The sequence below is a fragment of the Rhodococcus sp. 008 genome (genome assembly GCF_001682295.1).
Lineage (GTDB): Bacteria > Actinomycetota > Actinomycetes > Mycobacteriales > Mycobacteriaceae > Rhodococcus_F > Rhodococcus_F qingshengii.
On sequence record NZ_CP015203.1, the window covers coordinates 506015 to 523718 of the forward strand.

Consider the following 17704-nt stretch of genomic DNA (forward strand, 5'->3'; position numbering starts at 1 on the left):
CTGTGGCAGTTGATCAGTGGTTTCTGTACAGTCGCCGCGTCGAGGAGTTGTTCGGTAGCTCGGAGAATGCCGGGTTGGCGGATCTCAACACAGAGAGGTCCGAGATACCGCCCACCTCCTACTCGACCGAGGATCCCAAGGTGAGAGTGCCTGACGGCTACCATCGTGCCAAATAATTCAGTAAGAACGTGCCACATAATTCCGAGACTCACACGGTGGTGCTCGTTAATTTTCATGATGCGTTTGACTTGCGTGAAAGCCCAAACAGTGGCGTTCGGTACGCCCGAGGCGTGCCCGACCGGCCGTTGCATAATCAGACGGACCGATACTGAGCTGCAACCGGACGCGTAGCTTTCCCGTTCGAGATGAACCTACGACCACCTGATGCTGACATGCAGCGGCATATCGATCGGAGGCCTGTAATCCGCCGATTCTGTCGTCATCACTACCTTTACCCCGGGAGACGATAGCTGCGATCGGTACTTGCCCACCGTGTCACCACAGCTCCCCAACCGAACAAGGCCGCTGGCCCTTTCGGCGGCTGGCATAACCACACCACCCTCGTCACCCCCCCGGTCACTGGTTCCTGACCACTCTGCGGTGGACCGGCCCAAAACTCGCCCCCTTCGGCCCGCCAGTACGGGATCACAGCCCGCAGGTCATCGGGAATCTCGTCGGCGCGCAACACATACGCATCAAACATTGAGCAGCCCCGCTCTTAACCGGTGAGATGAGGCCCAACAGGTTAGAGCTTCGCGGTCGATAGCTCCTCACGAACGATGCGCGTACCCGCGCTGAGCGCGCTCAACTTCGCCAGTGCAATGCCTCGGGAGAAGGGCGCCATGCCGCAATTCGTGCTCGGCAGAAGATTGTCCGCGTCGACGAATTTGAGAGTGTTCCGAATGGTGGCGGCGACTTCCTCCGGAGCCTCGATCTTCTCGTTCGCCACGTCGATGGCACCGAGCATGACCTTCTTGCCCCGGATGAGTTCGACGAGGTCGATCGGGACGTGGGAGTTGTGGCATTCCAGCGAGATGATGCCGATGCTGGACTGCTGCAGGAGGGGGAACGACTCCTCGTACTGTCGCCACTCCGAGCCGAGGGTGGCCTTCCAGTCGGTGTTCGCCTTGATCCCGTAGCCGTAACAGATGTGTACTGCAGTCTCGGTGCGTAATCCCTCTGTTGCCCTTTCCAGCGTCGCCACGCCCCAGTCCTTCATCTCGTCGAAGTAGACGTTGAACGCTGGCTCGTCGAACTGGATGATGTCGACCCCCGCAGCCTCCAGGTCTCGTGCCTCCTGGTTGAGGATCGTCGCGAACTCCCACGCCAGCTTCTCGCGGCTCTGGTAGTGGCCGTCGTAAAGCGTGTCGATCATCGTCATGGGGCCGGGGAGTGCCCACTTGATCGGCTGATCGGTCTGCTGCCGGAGGAATCTCGCGTCGTCGACGAAGACCGGCTTGGAGCGGCTCACTGCGCCGACCACGGTAGGCACATTCGCGTCGTAACGATTGCGGATCCGAACCGTCTCGCGCTGCTCGAAGTCGACCCCGTCGAGATGCTCGATGAATGTCGTCACGAAGTGCTGACGGGTCTGCTCTCCGTCGCTGACGATGTCGATGCCGCGATCGCTCTGTTCCTTGGCGGCGATGCGCAGTGCATCTTGCTTGCCTTCGACCAACTCATCGCCCTGCAACTTCCAGGGCGCCCAGAGGGTTTCAGGCCGGGCGAGCCACGAGGGTTTGGGCAGGCTGCCGACGATGGACGTGGGCAAGATCTGGTTCATGGTCGACTTTCCTCCGGTGGTCATCCGACGAGAACGGGGAAGCGGGCGGCCCACTGTTCGAGTAACTCGCGGTGGGGCTTCACAAAGTGGTCTTCCGTGTACTTGCCCTGCTTGGTTGCCAGCTGATCGCGTTCGATGCGGTCGTAGACGATCGGGGTAGGCGAGTAGTCCTGCTGATCCAGGGTCGGTCGGTAGATCTCAGCGGCGGGCGAGTTCGCGTTGTAGATCTCCGGCCGATAGATCCTCTGGAAAGTCTCCATCACACTGATCGTGCCGATGAGCTGAAGGTCGGTGTAGTCGTTGAGTAGATCGCCGCGGAAGTAGAACGCGAGCGGGGCGACACCGTCGGGCGGCAGGAAGTACCTGACCTGCAGCCCCATCTTCCCGAAGTACTCGTCGGTCAACGAGTAGTCGTCCTGCTGGTACTCGACACCGAGGGTCGGATGGTGATTCCGGGTCCGGTGGTAGGTCCGGCTTGTGGACACGCTGATGCAGATCACGGGATCGACCGCGAAGCGTTCCCTGTAGGCCTGGGAGTCGAGGAAATGTTGGAACAGTTTGCCGTGCAGGTCACCGAAGTCGCCGGGCACGGTGAACTCAGAGGTGCCCTCGTTGACTGCCGGCAGTCGAACCCTGAAGTCGAAGTCGCGGACGTAGGAGGAGAAGTTGTTCCCGACGATCCCCGGGAATCGTGCGCCGGTGAGGCGATCGACGATCTGAATATCCAGTACCTCGATCAGGGGGAGCCGGTGATCCGCGCCGTCCGAGCTGAACTGCAGCTCCGCGGAGACGATCTCGAGCTCGACGGCGTAGCGGTCCAGGCCCGGGTTGCCGCGGCGTGCGAGACCATTGAACCGGTCATTGATCATCGCCAGGGTTTGGCGGAGGTTCTGCTGACGGTGTTCGCCTCGGGCCAGGTTGGCGAAGTTCGTGGTGGTCCGAGAATGCTCCGACGGCGAGTAGTCCTCGTTGAAGCGGGTGGTGGTGATGCTGAACGTGAATTCGTTCGACATGAACGTCCAATTCTGGTCTTGATCGGCCGGGCTCGGCCTTGCGGAAAGTCTCTGCCACTATCCTGCAGTTCCAGTTCAGTTATCGGGTAACAAATGTTTCCTATGGTCCTCTATAGCATTTAGCTATGGCGCGAGAATCCAGAGGCATCACACTGCAGCAACTGCATTACTTCATCGAGGTCGCGGCGGAGGGTTCGATCACCGGCGCCGCCGACCTTCTCTACGTCGCCCAGCCGACCATGTCTGCCGCGATGAAAGACTTGGAATCGCGAGTGGGGCGCACCCTCCTCACTCGATCGGCCCGGGGGGTGACGTTGACCGAGGAGGGTGCGGAGTTTCTCGGCTATGCCAGGCAGGTCGTCGAGCAGATGTCGCTGCTGGAGCAGCGCTACCTCGGTCAGCCACCGTCCCGTCGGCTGCTCGGAGTCTCGGCTCAGCACTACTCATTCGTGGTCGAGGCGTTCATCCGGATGGTGGACTCCGTTGACGCGGCACAGTACGAGTTCTCGCTTCGTGAGACCCGGACCTGGGACATCATCGAGGACGTCCGGATGCTCCGCAGTGAGGTGGGCATCCTGTACCGCAATGATTTCAACCGGAAGGTCATCGACAAACTCCTGCGAGATTCCGGCCTGGTGTTCCGCCCGCTCTTCGCCGCGGTGCCGCACATCTTCATCTCCAGACAGAACCCGTTGGCCTGCCGAGATCGCGTCGCTCTCGATGATCTGGCCGACCTGCCACGGCTCACCTTCGACCAGGGCGCGAACAACTCGTTCTATTTCGCCGAAGAGATCCTTTCCACCCTGTCGAGCAAGCGGGAAATCCGGGTCTCCGACCGCGCGACAATCTTCAATCTCATGATCGGACTCGACGGCTACACGATCTCGACCGGCATCATCAGTGACGATCTCGACCCCGAGATCGTCGCCATCCCACTCGAGGTGGACGAGAGCATCGAGATCGGCTGGATCAGCCATTCCGGGGTCCCGCTCACGGCGCAGGCACAGCGCTACCTCGCCGAGGTGCGTGCCGTCGTCACCGACTATGGAATCGAGCTGCTCGACTCTCCGTGAATCGGGCCGCGAGTGCGGATCACGGTCGGCGACAAGGCGCGGATGGAGGGAACGGACCACGTGATGGTCGACGGCAACGGTGTGAAGTCTCGCTTCAACGGCTGGCGGCCTGCGTCTACACCACTGCGGAAATATCCCGGGGGTCCCACAGGCGACCGCGTATCGCAGGTACGCGGTCTGGGGGGGGGACACTGAGGTGCTCCGACTCCACGCGAACGCACAGGGGTTCGTTGCAGCGGTTTTCGCAGACTCTTCCATCGGCTAGTTTGTCGTTAATCAGGAGCGCGAAAGATCGATGCTCGATGCTCGGTATGTCTTGTGCGCCGATGAGATTCCCGATGACTTGTGGGCTGTGATCGAGCCCGTTCTGCTCCCCCCACTGGCGGGCCGAAGGGTGCTTCCGTGGAACGACCACCGGTTGCCCCTGGAAGACATCTCACGGGGTGTAGGAGTCAAGCCGCGATCGGGAGGGGAGGTGGGAATGCGTGCAGTTCGTCGAAATACTCGCGGGTGGTGAGACAGTGGTGGAGTTGGCCGAGGAATCGGTTGAACAAGTGGCTTTGAGCTTGATGGTTCCAGTCTCCGCCCGCGCGGCGGGCATCGAAATGTCGCCTGGCGCCAGGCGATGCCTTCAGGGCACTGAACGCCCAGATCGTTCCCGCTGCAGCCAGTCGCCGGTTCTTGACGTGCCGGTGCAGGACGAAGGTTTTCTTTCCGCTGGCGCGGGTGATCGGAGCGGCACCGGCGTAGGCCTTGAGACCACGGGCAGTGGCGAACCTGTTCCGGTCGTCACCGATCTCGGCGAGCACTCGGGCACCAGCCAGTGGTCCCAGCCCGGGAAAGCTGGTGATGATTTTCGCATCGGGGTGCGCCGCGAAGAGCGTGCTCACTTGTTCGGCGAGGGTGTCGGCGGCTGCGCAGGCGGCGTCGAACTGACGCAACAGAGCGGTCAGATGAACTCCCATCGCCGCTTCGATCTGCGGTGGTTGGCGAAGCGCCGGGCGCGCATGATGGCACGCAGTCGTTCGACGTCTCAGTCGAGGAATCGGGAACGTCCAGCTCTTTTGAGTGCTGCTTTGAGTTGGGGCCGGGTCAAGGCGGCAGCTGCGGTCGGAGTGGGAGCGGCGGCGAGGACGCTTCGGGCATCAGGGCGGGTCAGCCCGTCTTCGAGGGACTGAAACGCGGTCAACGCTGCCGGGAAATATTCTTTGAGCAGAGAACGGATCTCGTTGCCGAAGCGTTGACGCGACCAGACCGCGTCCTGCTGGGCGCGGGCGAGAACCCGAATGGCCAGCGCACTATCGGTGTCGGCTGGCAACGGGCGGTGCGCCCCGGCGTCGGTGCGCACGATGTTCGCCAGCATGGCCGCGTCGGCGGAATCGGATTTCGAGCCGGACACCGAATGCCGGGACCGGTACCGCGAGGCCGCGAGTGGGTTGATCGGGTAGATCACCCGACCACTCGCGCGCAGTCCGGCAACCCACAGGCCGTGATCGGTTTCGATGCCGACCGGGATCGGATCTTGTTCGGTGTCGCCGGCGTCGGTGAACGCCTCGAGCAATCGAGCGAACCCGGCAGCGTCGTTGTCGACGCGTCCCCGGCTCACGACGTCGCCCAGGTCGTCGAGGATCGCGAAGTCGTGATGGTTTTCGGCCCAATCGATTCCGCAGTACAGTCCCACCGCGCCTCCCAATGTCGATGTGCAGGTTGCGAACCCGTGTGGTGCACGCGGCGACCTAATTGCAGGACTCGACGGTCCGTCATCTCACCAGCCGTTCGTGACACCAGCGCACCGCCGGGCACTCGATCTGCCGAAGAGCTCACGGCTCGGGAATGCAGAAGAAGAGATCACCCCTGCGGCGGGCTCGTACCACGACATCTCACCACGCCGAATGGTGCACTGCCCGGCGCCGCCTCTCTTCCAGAAGGCGTCGCATGCGCCGGGAAAACCCTGGAGTCCGCCCGGCAGTGCACCGCAGAAACAGCAGAGCGGCGTGAGCGTTGTTGCCCGTCGGTCCGTGCTTCTACACACCAATTAGGAAAGAACCCAGTCATGACCGGCTTTAGCCTTCGGGCAGCTCGTATTCAGCTAGGCGCATTGCTTGCTGCACTCGCACTCGCGATCGTCATTGCGCTCGGTATCACCACCGGCGCATTCGTACTTTCCTTCGCCGTACAACGAGACCTCGCATGGCAAGCACTGATCGCCGAACACCTGACCTGGATCTTCCCGCCGATCGTAGACAGCGCCATCCTCGGCGCCACCATCGCCATCGTCATCATCAGCAAGCTCAACATGAACAAACGCGACAGAGGCTTCTACATCGCCCTCGCCGTCAGCGTCGTCGCGATCAGCATCCTCGGAAACGCCTACCACGCCTATCACGCAGCAATCGCTGCACAGGAGTCAATCGATGGTGGGGGAGACCTCGGGTTCATTCCACTCACGCCGGCCATTGCAGCGGCCATAGCGATCATTCCGCCAGCCCTGGTCTTGGCATTCACCCACGGAATCACAATCCTGGTGAAGGCAGTCGGAATGGGTACACCGCTTACCGTTCGATCGTCGAAAGTGCCATCGACAGTGAGGATGCACAGAATACTGCGTCTGACCTCACCGTAGGCCGGGGACCAATCCGCGTCCCTCAGCCCCGCGAGAAGTTCGCCCACAATATTGCGGACCATCGGGAGTCGGATCTAGACGTAGACGCCACAACGGCGGATGCGAAGGCCTGCATTGACGACGCTATTGCAGACTATGCGGAACCTTTTTTCGTGGATGAAACGATGAACGACCTGGACGAGATCCTCGACTCCCAAGACACCGCTGCGGAGTCCCCAGCCCCCCGCGACGCCGAAGAAGCACAGGCCGACACCGATGCCGACATCGACGACCTCATGTCCTTGATCGCCCGGTCGAATCCCGGTCGAATCCCGGTCGAATCTCGCGAAGAACGTGAAAGATACAGCAGTCCGCAAGCTCACAAACCCGAACCTCACGTGGGAGACCATCGCTCTGGAATCGAAACCGCCTGTCGCGACATCGACCGCATGGCGACGACACGAGAAGTTCGATACCGCAGCCCGCGAAGCAGGATTCACGAGCCCGCCACTGCCCGACCTTCGATCCGCCGAGAATATGGCCGACCGCGAACTCACCACCGTCTGAACAAGTCTCACCAACAAAGGTGGCCCCGACAGTGCTGTAACACCGCCGGGGCCGATGACCACGGAAAGCACCTGTGACCAATGAACGATCATATCGAGCCCTCCGAAGGCATCGACCACGAAAAACCGGCCGACCACCTATGCAGCCACGAGCGAAAATCACCCGAGAAGCGATCCTCGAGGCGTCCGCAATCCTGTTCAGCAAAACGGGATACGCGGGCACCAGCATCAACGACATCCTGGCGATCTCCGAGACCACCAAAGGGGCGATGTATTTCCACTTCTCGAAGAAGGAATCCATCGCCCAAGAAATGCTGCATCGCTGGGAGAATGCCGTCTCGGAGACAGTGGGGAAGGCCGCAGCGACAGGGCAACCCGCTGACCGGCAAGTGATGATGATCTACCGGGACCTCGCCCGCCGCGTCGAAACCGAGGCGATCATCCGAGCTGGACTCATCCTGTCCGTCGACAAGTCGCTCATCGGTGCCCGCGCCACCTACGAGGCATGGACCGAAGCCATCACGCCGATCGTCATCGACGCTATTCGTTCCGGCGCCCTTGACTGCGCGGAAAGCATGTCCCGGCTCGTAGACACTCTCTGCGCCGGATTCGTAGGCGCAGTGCAGGTTGCAGCTAGCCTCGACGAGAACCACACCATCACCAAACGAGTCGACGATCTGCTGCTGATGTGGCGCGGAACGGACCCCGCCACCGTCCGCATGGTCGAAGGAGCATCCCTGTGAACAGCCCCAACGAATCGGCGAACGTCCCGGAAAACGCTGCCACCACGACAACCCACCGGAGCGGTCGCGTCCCCGGTAGTAAGAACTCGGCAATGCAGGACCGCGCAGTGCGAACACGGGAAGCGATCATCGCCGTCGCAGCGCGGCATTTCGACACTGACGGATACGGCCACACCAGCATGAACACCATCAGCGGTACCGGAAAATTCGCCAAAGGCGCGATGTACTACCACTTCCCGTCCAAAGGGGCGATCGCCGAACGCCTCATCTCGGACTGGAACCGCACCCTCGACGAAACCATCAGAGACATACTGGCGGCCGGTTCGAGCAGCACGGCAGGGGAGAAGCTGGCAGCGATCTTTATCTCGCTCGCACAGCACATCGGCGAAGACACCAACCTGCGGGCCGGAATGAAACTCACCCTCGAACCCACCATCAACAACGGTGCAGCATTCGCACACTGGGTCGAGGTCATCAGCGACATCATCGACACCGCCATCACCTCAGGCGAACTCGCCGACACCCCCACCACACACCGACTCGCATGGAACCTGTGCACCGGCACCCTCGGAGCCGTCAACGCATCAGTGGTTATGTGTGAACATGTCGACCTCGCAACCCGCATCGAGGACATTGTCTCAGCGCACCTGCACGGCACGCTTGCCTGACTGCACCTCATGTCAGAATGCGAAAACATATTGGAACGCGGGGGACCGTCAATCATGCATACGACGCGATCAGGCTCCGGCGCACCTGAACCTGAATCCTCGGCGCAAGCAATGGCCCGAGTCGACGCCTTCATCACCCACCACCAAGCCTGCGGCGATCTCGTCTTCCAGAAACGAGTCGACGCGGCCCGCATCACCGAAGACCTACTCGCAGAACTCCACAGCGAAGCAGTCTCCCTGTTCGCAGCGCTCGAAGGACACGCGGTGCGCATCACGACGACTCCCTCCTGCGTCGTCGATGAGGACAAGAAATATGTCTTCGCTGCGACGCCTACCTCGAAGCGCAGGCTCTTCCGTCCTACTCGACATCACACCGCGATCGTCGAACTCGCCGGAGCAACCGGCTTCACCCTGGGGCAAACCGGGTAGACCAGATGATGTGGGACCTGGCGGTCGTGAGGATTCCGCCGATCAGGATTCTCGGGTGGTGGCGGAGTCCGGGCCGATTGGCGGTATCGACGTCTATCGAAGACGACCGCGCGGCGTTTGACCTAGCCCTAAGCGGCTGCGACCGTCAAAAAGTTGGAGGATCACACCACTTTGAATGATGCTGAACGCGAACAGGTATCGAGCGTATCGACTGGTCAGATACGCTCGATATCTGCCATTGGTCTCAGGCTGCTCGGCACCGCTCGATAGCGGTCTTTCGTATGAACCTGAATCTGTATCAGCAGGCGATGATGATGTTGGGATCGGTCTTCATGTCCAACCATTTGCCGTAGGCGTCGTCGTTTTCCCGGTGGACGCCGGCGCATACCTCGGCCTGTGTATAGCCAGCGGGTTTGTAAACCGCGTAGATCGGGTTTCCCTCGTTGCTCTCCTGACGGAGGGATGGGCAGGAGTGGTCGGTGCGCAGGTACTTCGCGCCGGGGTGCGCGGCGAGGGCATTTCCCACTTCGGTGGCATAGTTTCCGGGCTTGGTTGCGCTGTAGACGACCACGATCCCGAGACCATCGCACGTGGGTGGGGTGATAGGCGTCGACAGCCCGAGATCTCCTGACCCACCGTCGGTATCGCCGCCGGAGTCGTCGGCGCAGTGGGTGAAGCTGCTCAGTTCGGCTTCGGGGACGCCATCTGCCCGCGCTTGGGTGGGGCACATTGTGGTCGGGAACGATGTGTAGACAACCCACTTGCCGGCGACCACCCGGACCAAAGAGGAGGAGTCGCCCAGAAGGTTCCAGACCACGTATGCCCACTGTCCGTGGCAACGGATTTGGCCACCAATATCGCGACTGAGGTCGGTCTCGATGGCGTCAGCAGTGCACGGTGGAGTCGCTGTTGCGGTGGCATTGGCCGCTCCGTCGCCCGTAACGACAACAAGCGTGAGGTCACCGTTCTCGCACTTCGATCCATAGCCGACCAACTGGGAGGCGACAGCGGTCGGGCTCACGCACGTCCAGCCATCGAACATCGCTGACATGGTGTTGCCCTGGCGGGTGATCACCGGATCGTTGTAGTAGCGGTTGATGAGCGCCACAGCATCGGTACAGGTGATCGCACCAGTCTCTACGACCACCGTGCCGGGGGTGCCAGCCGGGAAAGTGACGGTGCCGCAGGTGCTTCCGGGGGTGGCGAGCGCCTCGGTAGTTGGTTGACGGTTCGGTTGTTGCGCCGGCTGGGAGGACGCGCTTGCCGTCTCGGGCTGGGCACTGACGGCCTGGCCGGATGTTGAACAGGCGGTTGCCACGAGGGTCATACCGACGATCGCTGTAATCGTTGCGCGTCGCAAGCCGAGTAGCTGTGCTGCCTTGTGCCGCATGCATCTCCCTGATGAGTCTGGTCAGCTCGACGATCTGACCTGTAGTCGCGTGGTTCCAGGCTTTTGTTACATCAACGGCCTAATATCGGGGCGCATGCTCTGCACATCCTTACCGATAGATGAGCGCCGGCATTACTCCGGCGTGAGAGCGGATGATGTAAGGCTCCAGTGTCTCTTCTGCGATTCTGCACGGTTCAGCGTCGGTGCCGCCGGTTGATGGTTTAGCTAGCACCCGCCGAGCGGGGTGGTCACGAACTTCTTGGTGCCACCACGAACCTGAGTGACGGTGTCAGAGTCGCTGAGGGCACCAATTTTCGCATTCTCGAACTGGAAACCTAAATACATGGTGGGCTTACTGGGCTGGCTGACCACGAGGACTGGGCCGAGGTCATTCACTTGCTCGACCACATCGTCGCTGAAGGCGTTGCGTACCTGGGCAGGGGTACTGCCTGTTCCCACTCCGTGGATTGCCCGTGAGCCCACCGCGCCGACAACTGCGTCATTTTTCACGTTGATTGCAGCGGTGGTCCCGTCGTAGTAGACGGTGCAATCACCACCGACAGTCCTCATGTTAGTTTCGTCGATACCGTGGCTGACCAGTTCTGATTCCACGGTGCCGGTGACAACCTCGCCGTAGCCGCCAAAAGTTATCGCACCTGCTGAGGTAGGGGTGCTCGTGGTAGAAACTGCTGACGAGGTGGCTGGGGCGACTGAATTTCCTGCGTTCGTACACATGAGGAATGGTTCAGTGACGAATTCTTTCGTACCACTCCAAATCTCGTAATGATTGAAACCGTCTGCTCCGATGGAGAAGGCCAAATATCGGTCAGGATGGTTCGGATCGCTAACTAGCAGATCAGTGTTTTGCGGTGACCTGAAATTTGACGTCGAAGTGAAAGTAGCTTCAGGATAGGCAATTCTGATGTCCTGTTCGCTCGACGCGGATGTGATCCCGCTTGATGCCGAGGTGCTATTAGCGCCCACTATTTTTCCGTCGATAGTGAATATTTCAACGGTTGCGCCGTAGTTGCCGATCGAGTAGCGCACGCACCCGTCCACTGGTTCCCCGGCGACGGTAATTCCCTGGGCGAGAAGATCCGCTTCGCTCATCCCGGCCACCACTGGTCCAGCCCCACCGAAAGTCAGTGCCCAATCAGCTGGGGTCCTATTAGTGGATCCCGACAATGAATCGTCGAAGCCACCGCAACCGGACAATGTCAAAGCCCCAGCGATACCCACAACCGCCGCGATCTGGAACCTCGAGACCATGCGTTGATGAACCCTTCTGATTATTCGATGCACTCATCTCCACGATCGGCGCAGCGCGTGTGGCGAACTCCAACTGGTGACCTCATGATGAACCAGGCCAAGACTTCAAGGGGACCGCACGGAGCGGGCGGTCGATCAAGGGTGAGTGCTGTTCGGGTTTGCTGCGGGCGGGGCGAGTTTGAACTGCCGTAATTGCGCTTTGATGGATTCGGGCCATGCTACGCGGTTCTTTGCCAGGTACCAGGCCGCGATACCGGATGCGACTGCGAGGATTATCCATACGATACTACCGCCGAGTTGCGACCCGAAGTCGTTGCTGGACGAGGCTTTTCCTGTCGCCAGGTCGTACTCCGTGGTTGTCGTCACTCCCTCGACTGAGAAGGTCCAGAGTGCAGGGATGGCAAACAGCACTGTCAGGGCTCGCGCAACATGATAGGGGCGAAGTTCGAATATCATAGGTTCCTCCGAAAGGCATGTTCAGGTTTGGAGTTCGTGAGGTTGAGCGGGTGAGAGCGTTTTGACAGTAGTTGAACTTGGAGGGATCGCCGAGACGGCAAAAGTGGGGGCACACGCCGTCGTGAAAAAGTAAATCAACGACCAGATACTTTTTACCTTTACGTAAGAGAACGCAAAGTCGAGCAGTTGAGTGCTGAGTGAGCCCGATGGCGAGGTCGATTGTCCACCCGATTCCTCCGGGAACTTTCCCTCGAATGCCAGAAGAAATGGGTGCCTTATCCGATGCCTTGGGCAACGCCAGCACCGGTATACCTCAAAGTGAGTACGGTGGTGCGCTAGGGTTATTGGCTGTTACTTCACTGATGCAGATTCCGCGCTACAGTCAGGACCAAACCCCGTATTTGTCAATCAGGGGGTGCCACGTTTTCTCTGCGGGCGACGAGGCAGTTAATGGAGTCATACCCTTACCGCACCACTGCGGACTGGTCCAGGATGGACAATGAATTTAAGTAGAGGAGATGTTCATGACACGGAGTAGCTCGGTCGGTGCCCTTGCTGTTGGTGCTCTGATGTTTGGCGTGGTGTTGCTCACCGGATGTGGGAACGGAAACTCTACTGAGTCCAACGCCACGCGCTTCGAGCGTCTTTGCAGCCAGTTCTGCAAAGACGGCGAAGAACTTGCCGACATCACGTGCACGAAGGCACACGGCAGCAACTGCTTGGCTGTAGTGGAGGATAAAGCCGATTTTGCGCACAGGATTACTCAAGTCGGTATCGCTGCAGGTTCGGTTCAGGGCCAGGCTCTCACTGTCAGCGAATCAGCGCAGGCTTTTGAGAAAGCCGGATGTGGGATGAGTTCGATGTCAACGGGTTCCGCGAACTACTGCAAGAGCAGTTTGTCGACCTTCGAGGCTTCCTTCAACGAACTCCTCGACAGACTCAACCAGCGGTAGTCCGAATCCGATCACGACTCGTCCAGTGCGTCGTCGCCCCCGCGATTGGCCCCCTCTGCCCGATTCGGAAGGAGCGACGCGGTGGCCAGATCGATGAGCGTGTCGGGGGCAGGGAGGGCGAGTCCGTCCTGCCCGTACTCGCTGCGGGTGGTGTCGTCGCTGCGTCGGTGCAGGATGGTCAGCAGGGTATCGCGTTGTGGGGGAGAAACTCTGACGGTGAGTGTGCCGTCGGCGGCTTCGGTGAGCGCTGCGATGACTGCGGTGATGATCTGTTCGCGGACCGGGTCTGCGGTCTGGTCCATGCCGTGGTCGTCGAGCAGGATGACGTCGACTCCACGCGCCCGTGCTGCCCTGGCTGCGGCGGCGATGGCGGCGGTGTCGAGAATCGGGGCTCGGAGGGTGTCTCGTAGGTGCGCTTCGAGGAGGGTGCAGGCCCGTTGTTGCTCATCGGTGATGTCCTCGTCGGCGGCGAGATGTTCGAGGAGGGGGCGGGCCAGGTTGTCGAGTCGTCGCAGTTGTTGGTCGCGTTCGTCGAGGATCGCGGTGTCGGCGGCTTCGGCGGCGACGCGGATGACGGTTTGTTCGCGCAGTACGAAGATGTCGCGGGCAGCGGGACGAATGGTCCAGGCGAAGAACGTCGCCATCAACAGTGGGGCGAGGTTGATGGCGGAGATCCCGATACCGTAGCCGGCGCTTTGTCCGGTTCGTTGCGCCCACCAGGCGCAACTAGCCAAGGTGGCGGTCATCCCGAGCCATGCCCACACGGTCCGTCCGCGGACACACATATAGGTGTAGATCGCGGTCGCGGCGGAGAGAGGCCAGAGTTGTAGTAGACCATCGATCGGGATCGGTACCACCGCGAACACCAGATTGAGGCTGATCGGTCCCGCCAGCGTCAGCGCAAGAGTTGTCCGATACGGCAGTGGATCGCCAGCGGTTCGGATGAGGGTGACCGCAGCGACACTGACCACAATCCAAGCTGATGTTTCGGCCCACAACGACTGTGCTGTGGGGGCGGTGGTGAGCGCGAGGAGAAGGAACGTCGCGATGAACGCGCCGACGACTACAGTGGCCGCGGTGGTGCGCAGCCCGAGGAGTTCGCGGACATCGCGGGTGTCGGAGGTTTGATGTTTCGCGCGCGATGCGGTGCGGTCGTCGGTCATGGCGCCGTCCATTCGATGTGCACGGTGGTGCCACGTCCAGGTTCGGAGTCCACCCGCGCTGATCCACCGGTGATGTGTCGCATTCGTCCGAGGATGCTGACGGCGATGCCCAGGCGGTGTGGGGGGATCGAGGTGTGGTCGAATCCGACGCCGTCGTCGGCGATGGCGATGCTGATGCTGTCGGACTGTAAGGCGGCGGTGACTGTTCGGGAGGCCCGTGGTCCGGCGTGGAGGTGACTGTTGCGCAGTGCTTCGGAGAGCGCACCGCTCATGGACCGGACGGTGCTCACGGGAATCCGCAAGGTTGCTGCAGTCCCGGTGCCGGTTACGACAAACGAGGTGTTGGGATCGACGTCGACTGTGGCGGTGCGTAGTTGGGCGAGCGCCTCCCCGAGGCCTGTGTCTTGTTCGGGGTCGGCGATGGTGTGCAGTTCGTCGAGTTCACGCAAGGTCGTTGCGGCCAGTGCACGTACATTCTCTCGGCGTACTGGCCGTGACGCGGTCAAGAGGGTGGCGATCACTCCATCGTGGACGAGGGCATCGAAGCGTTCACGTTCGACGGCGCGGGCCCGTTGGGCGGCAGCGCTTGCGGCCGCGGCGTGCGTGGCGTTGGTCGTGGCGTCGAGTAGCCGACCGGTGCGTAGTGCCATCGCGGCTCCGCCGACGAACAGGGTGCAGAACATGATCGCGAAGGTGATGTCCGGTACGAGCATGGACGCGGATGCGTTTACCCTGGCGACCAGGTTGATCATTTGCACTGTGGTACAGCCGATCACGAGATGGATAAAGGCAACGCTCGTCGGCCACGCGATGACGGCGGCGAGGCTGGCCAGACCGGGGAAGGCTGCCAGCCACACGCCGTCATCGCCTGGCAGTTGGGTCCCGGTCCATGCCAGGGGCCAGGTGAACGCGGCAGCGAGGAAAGCCGCCGCGGCCGCCGCGGCCGCCGAGCGCATCGCTGCGGAGCTGCGGCGGAAGGAGAGCAGGCCGGGCAGCATGCCGGATCCGAATACGGTCAGCACAGCGAGAGGTGTCCACCATCGATGCATGTGCGGCGTCGTCGTAATGATCGAGGGGTACAGCAGGGCGAGGTAGGCGAGGTAGCCGACGCTGGTGAAGCGGGCGAACATGCGCAGGATGCGATCGGTGTTCTCCTGGCCGACGCCAGGGCCAGCAGATACGACGGCGGCGCTGGTCATCGCAGTCCGCGTTCGGGGACCGGGAGCCACCCGTCTTCGACGGCGCGTTTGTAGAGGTCGGTTTTGGTGTTCGCGGGGCGTCCGGCGTCGGCGTATTTGGCGCGGATACGGCCGAGGTAGTCGTTGACGGTGTGGGTGGTCAATCCGGTCAGGCGAGCGACGCGGTCGGCCTTTTCCCCGGAGGCATAGAGGGCGAGCACATCACGCTGGCGCGGGCTGAGATCGACCTCGGCCAGGTGGGGATCGCCGTCGACGGCAGCGGCCCACTCCGTGGTCACGACAGGTTCGCCCGATGCGGCGGCGATGATGGCGGCCACGACGACATCGGCGGTCTCGGATTTGCGCACCACACCGAGGACCCCGGCCTTGGCCGCCAGGCGCACGAGGTACGGGTTCTCGGCGCCGGTGAAGATCAGGGTTTCCAGACCCGCGGCGCGGAGCTCGTCGACGTTGGTTTTCGGGGACGATCCGTCTGCAAGGCGTAGGTCGAGGATCGCCAGATCCAACGCGACCTCCTGGGCGAGTAGTGCGGAGACGGTGGGTGCTGAGGCGCACACGGACAGGGACGGGTACGGGGCGAGCATCGCCTCGAGGCCCATGACGACCGCCTCATGGTCCTCGACTACACCGATGCGGTGGGCCGTGTCGGTGGGGGAGTAGGAGGGGGTATCGGTCACGTGGTGAACTCCGCTGCGCGTGTGAACAGGATCGACAGAACATAGCAGGGAGTTCGGAACGGGAGGTCGGTTTGCGGGTGTTCTCGGGCGCAGTGCACAGCGAGGGACCATTCGCTGATATGTCAGGCATCTGGTCCGCCACGATCGCGGATGGTCAGGTCGAGACGGGAATGGATTCAGGCACGACAGTGGGTGCGGGTGATGTGTCTCCTTCTCGTCGGTCACATCCTGATGATCGCGCCGGCGACGGGCGTGTCGGCGAGGTAGGCGTTCGGTGCGAGCGATCGAACGGCGTCGGCGATGTCGCGGCGGAGGCGCTCGATCGTTTCGCCGGCGACCAGGACGCCGTTCTGCGAGTGCGCGGAGACGAAGTCGAGGCGCCCACTTGCACGTGAGGCATTGTCTTGAAGGGAGATAACTGCAGTGAACAAGTCGGGCGCTGCGACCGAGCCGAACCGCACACTGATCCGCCGGTCGGTGTTCTCGGTCAGGTACAGGCCGAAGTGTTGGGCCGAGGGCCCAGGACCAGGCTGCAGTGTGTGAAGGAGATGCTCCCGGATCAGGGCGCTGCGGACGGTCGCCGAGAACAGCAATGCATGATCGACCGCGAATCGTCCGTACCCCGAGACAGCCTCGGCGGCAGGGCTTTCGGATCCACCGGTATGTCGGTCGGCGAATGCGCGCAACCTGTCCCAGGTGGTGTTCTTCTTGCGCATCCGATCCGAGACAAACCACACCGTGAGGCCGAGTGCGGTCAGCAGGAGCATCCACGCGATGTCGGCGTTGTAGAAACCGGTGATCCCTTTGACGCCGACGATCAGAATCGGAACAGCTCCGATGGCCCGGACGACGAGATCCGGTCTGATGTCGGTGGCGTTCATGCGGTGATCCTCACCCCGTTGTGGACAGTACAGCGATGCCGAAAACCGGATCCGGCTCGGCGTTCGCACGTCATCGTTCGACCGTAGAACGGGTAGAAGTCGGCCGCGAGACAGCAGAATTGGGGGCACAGTACGTGCATGCGCCTCTGACCGACATTGTCATCGAATGTAAACGACCGTAAGGTTCGCGCACCTGCCTCCGACGGTGACAGGCCGAGCGCATGTTGGCACGGCGGCCGTGCAATCGTGCCGCGTGCTCGGCGCCCTTTTCCAGGAATGGGGATTGAGAGCGCAGTAGTCGGTCAGGGAACGATCCACAGTCCGGCGCCAGGAAGAACGGTGATCGGGCTTCCGGCGCCGCTGGTGGTGACGGTGGCAACCAGGACACCCGAACCGGTGATTGCCGTGGCTCCGGTAGCGGGTAATCCGAACCAAAAGTTGTTCGAGGTGCCTGCAACGCCGGTGGTGAGGTTGCGCCAGTGGACCATGCACGCGCAGATGCCTTCGGTGCCACGGAATTCGGTGATTCCGGGGCGTTCGGTGTCGGTGGTGGCCGTGACATGCTGCCCGACCAGAGGCCCACCGAGCCCGGTCGGGCCGGTGGCGAGGCCGGCGACCGGGATGGGTAGCACAGTGTCGACGGGTGCCGCCGAAGCGCGGGACATGCTTGTGGCGACCGCAGTCGCAAGTGTCGCCAGAACGACGATCCCTACTCTTCGGCAGAGAGCGACCCGTCGGGTCGACCGTGTGCGTGAGAGAGGAATGCCGCGTGACGCCGACGACGGTAGAGGGGTAATTCCCACCCGGCGATGATATTTCATGCGGTCCTCCCGAGAGAT

The 17704-nt window shown here is 61.7% G+C and carries 17 protein-coding genes and 1 pseudogene; 7 read left to right on the plus strand and 11 right to left on the minus strand.

Annotated features, from left to right (window positions below; genetic code table 11):
* Nucleotides 1-745 precede the first annotated feature (745 nt).
* Both AOT96_RS32795 and AOT96_RS32800 read right to left on the minus strand, forming a co-directional pair.
* Entirely contained in the window at nt 746-1783 is a 1038-nt protein-coding gene (locus AOT96_RS32795) for a methionine synthase (protein ID WP_058228423.1), read from the minus strand.
* A gap of 20 nt (nt 1784-1803) precedes the next feature.
* Nucleotides 1804-2796 (minus strand): putative oxygenase MesX, encoded by a 993-nt coding sequence (locus AOT96_RS32800; protein ID WP_058228418.1) that lies wholly within the window; start codon nt 2794-2796, stop codon nt 1804-1806.
* Nucleotides 2797-2921: 125 nt separating this feature from the next.
* Between AOT96_RS32800 and AOT96_RS32805 the strand changes: the two genes are divergently transcribed.
* The gene (locus AOT96_RS32805; protein ID WP_058228417.1) at nt 2922-3869 is read left to right on the plus strand and encodes a LysR family transcriptional regulator; all 948 of its coding nucleotides are present in this window, start codon (nt 2922-2924) and stop codon (nt 3867-3869) included.
* Between the two features lie 452 nt (nt 3870-4321).
* Here the strand turns inward: AOT96_RS32805 and AOT96_RS32810 are convergent.
* Nucleotides 4322-5550: pseudogene (locus tag AOT96_RS32810) on the minus strand (IS110 family transposase).
* Nucleotides 5551-5922: 372 nt separating this feature from the next.
* On the opposite strand from AOT96_RS32810, the gene AOT96_RS36700 reads away from it, so the two are divergent.
* The 5 genes from AOT96_RS36700 to AOT96_RS32830 all read left to right on the plus strand — a co-directional run bounded on the left by AOT96_RS36700 (nt 5923) and on the right by AOT96_RS32830 (nt 8877).
* Nucleotides 5923-6492, plus strand: coding sequence for a DUF2637 domain-containing protein (locus tag AOT96_RS36700; protein ID WP_412778667.1), 570 nt, complete (start codon nt 5923-5925; stop codon nt 6490-6492).
* Between the two features lie 333 nt (nt 6493-6825).
* On the plus strand, nt 6826-7038 hold the full coding sequence (locus AOT96_RS36705) for a hypothetical protein (protein ID WP_412778666.1): 213 nt from the start codon (nt 6826-6828) through the stop codon (nt 7036-7038).
* Nucleotides 7039-7177: 139 nt separating this feature from the next.
* Nucleotides 7178-7780: a TetR/AcrR family transcriptional regulator gene (locus AOT96_RS32820; protein WP_058228416.1), complete on the plus strand. Its 603-nt coding sequence runs from the start codon at nt 7178-7180 to the stop codon at nt 7778-7780.
* Complete coding sequence (locus tag AOT96_RS32825) at nt 7777-8448, plus strand: TetR/AcrR family transcriptional regulator (protein WP_058228415.1); 672 nt, start codon at nt 7777-7779, stop codon at nt 8446-8448. Before AOT96_RS32820 ends, AOT96_RS32825 begins: the two co-directional genes overlap by 4 nt.
* A gap of 54 nt (nt 8449-8502) precedes the next feature.
* A complete protein-coding gene (locus tag AOT96_RS32830; protein ID WP_058228414.1) occupies nt 8503-8877 on the plus strand; it encodes a hypothetical protein in 375 nt (124 codons plus the stop codon).
* Between the two features lie 298 nt (nt 8878-9175).
* On the opposite strand, the gene AOT96_RS32835 is transcribed toward AOT96_RS32830, so the two are convergent.
* From AOT96_RS32835 to AOT96_RS32845, 3 genes are all read right to left on the minus strand, one after another.
* Nucleotides 9176-10267, minus strand: a complete 1092-nt coding sequence (locus AOT96_RS32835; protein WP_058228413.1) for a hypothetical protein — start codon at nt 10265-10267, stop codon at nt 9176-9178.
* Between the two features lie 225 nt (nt 10268-10492).
* Nucleotides 10493-11377, minus strand: a complete 885-nt coding sequence (locus AOT96_RS32840; RefSeq protein WP_141695855.1) for a hypothetical protein — start codon at nt 11375-11377, stop codon at nt 10493-10495.
* Nucleotides 11378-11671: 294 nt separating this feature from the next.
* The gene (locus AOT96_RS32845; RefSeq protein WP_231917483.1) at nt 11672-11902 is read right to left on the minus strand and encodes a hypothetical protein; all 231 of its coding nucleotides are present in this window, start codon (nt 11900-11902) and stop codon (nt 11672-11674) included.
* Between the two features lie 614 nt (nt 11903-12516).
* Here AOT96_RS32845 and AOT96_RS32850 point away from each other — a divergent pair.
* Nucleotides 12517-12945: a hypothetical protein gene (locus AOT96_RS32850; RefSeq protein ID WP_141695854.1), complete on the plus strand. Its 429-nt coding sequence runs from the start codon at nt 12517-12519 to the stop codon at nt 12943-12945.
* An 11-nt stretch (nt 12946-12956) separates the two neighbouring features.
* Here the strand turns inward: AOT96_RS32850 and AOT96_RS32855 are convergent, their stop codons facing one another.
* From AOT96_RS32855 to AOT96_RS32875, 5 genes are all read right to left on the minus strand, one after another.
* On the minus strand, nt 12957-14108 hold the full coding sequence (locus AOT96_RS32855) for a hypothetical protein (protein ID WP_063892181.1): 1152 nt from the start codon (nt 14106-14108) through the stop codon (nt 12957-12959).
* The gene (locus AOT96_RS32860) at nt 14105-15307 is read right to left on the minus strand and encodes a sensor histidine kinase (RefSeq protein ID WP_058228409.1); all 1203 of its coding nucleotides are present in this window, start codon (nt 15305-15307) and stop codon (nt 14105-14107) included. Before AOT96_RS32860 ends, AOT96_RS32855 begins: the two co-directional genes overlap by 4 nt.
* Nucleotides 15304-15906, minus strand: coding sequence for a helix-turn-helix transcriptional regulator (locus tag AOT96_RS32865; protein ID WP_231917507.1), 603 nt, complete (start codon nt 15904-15906; stop codon nt 15304-15306). Before AOT96_RS32865 ends, AOT96_RS32860 begins: the two co-directional genes overlap by 4 nt.
* Before the next feature lie 299 nt (nt 15907-16205).
* Nucleotides 16206-16865, minus strand: a complete 660-nt coding sequence (locus AOT96_RS32870) for a hypothetical protein (RefSeq protein WP_058228407.1) — start codon at nt 16863-16865, stop codon at nt 16206-16208.
* A 302-nt stretch (nt 16866-17167) separates the two neighbouring features.
* A complete protein-coding gene (locus AOT96_RS32875) occupies nt 17168-17686 on the minus strand; it encodes a hypothetical protein (protein ID WP_231917484.1) in 519 nt (172 codons plus the stop codon).
* Nucleotides 17687-17704: the final 18 nt, after the last annotated feature.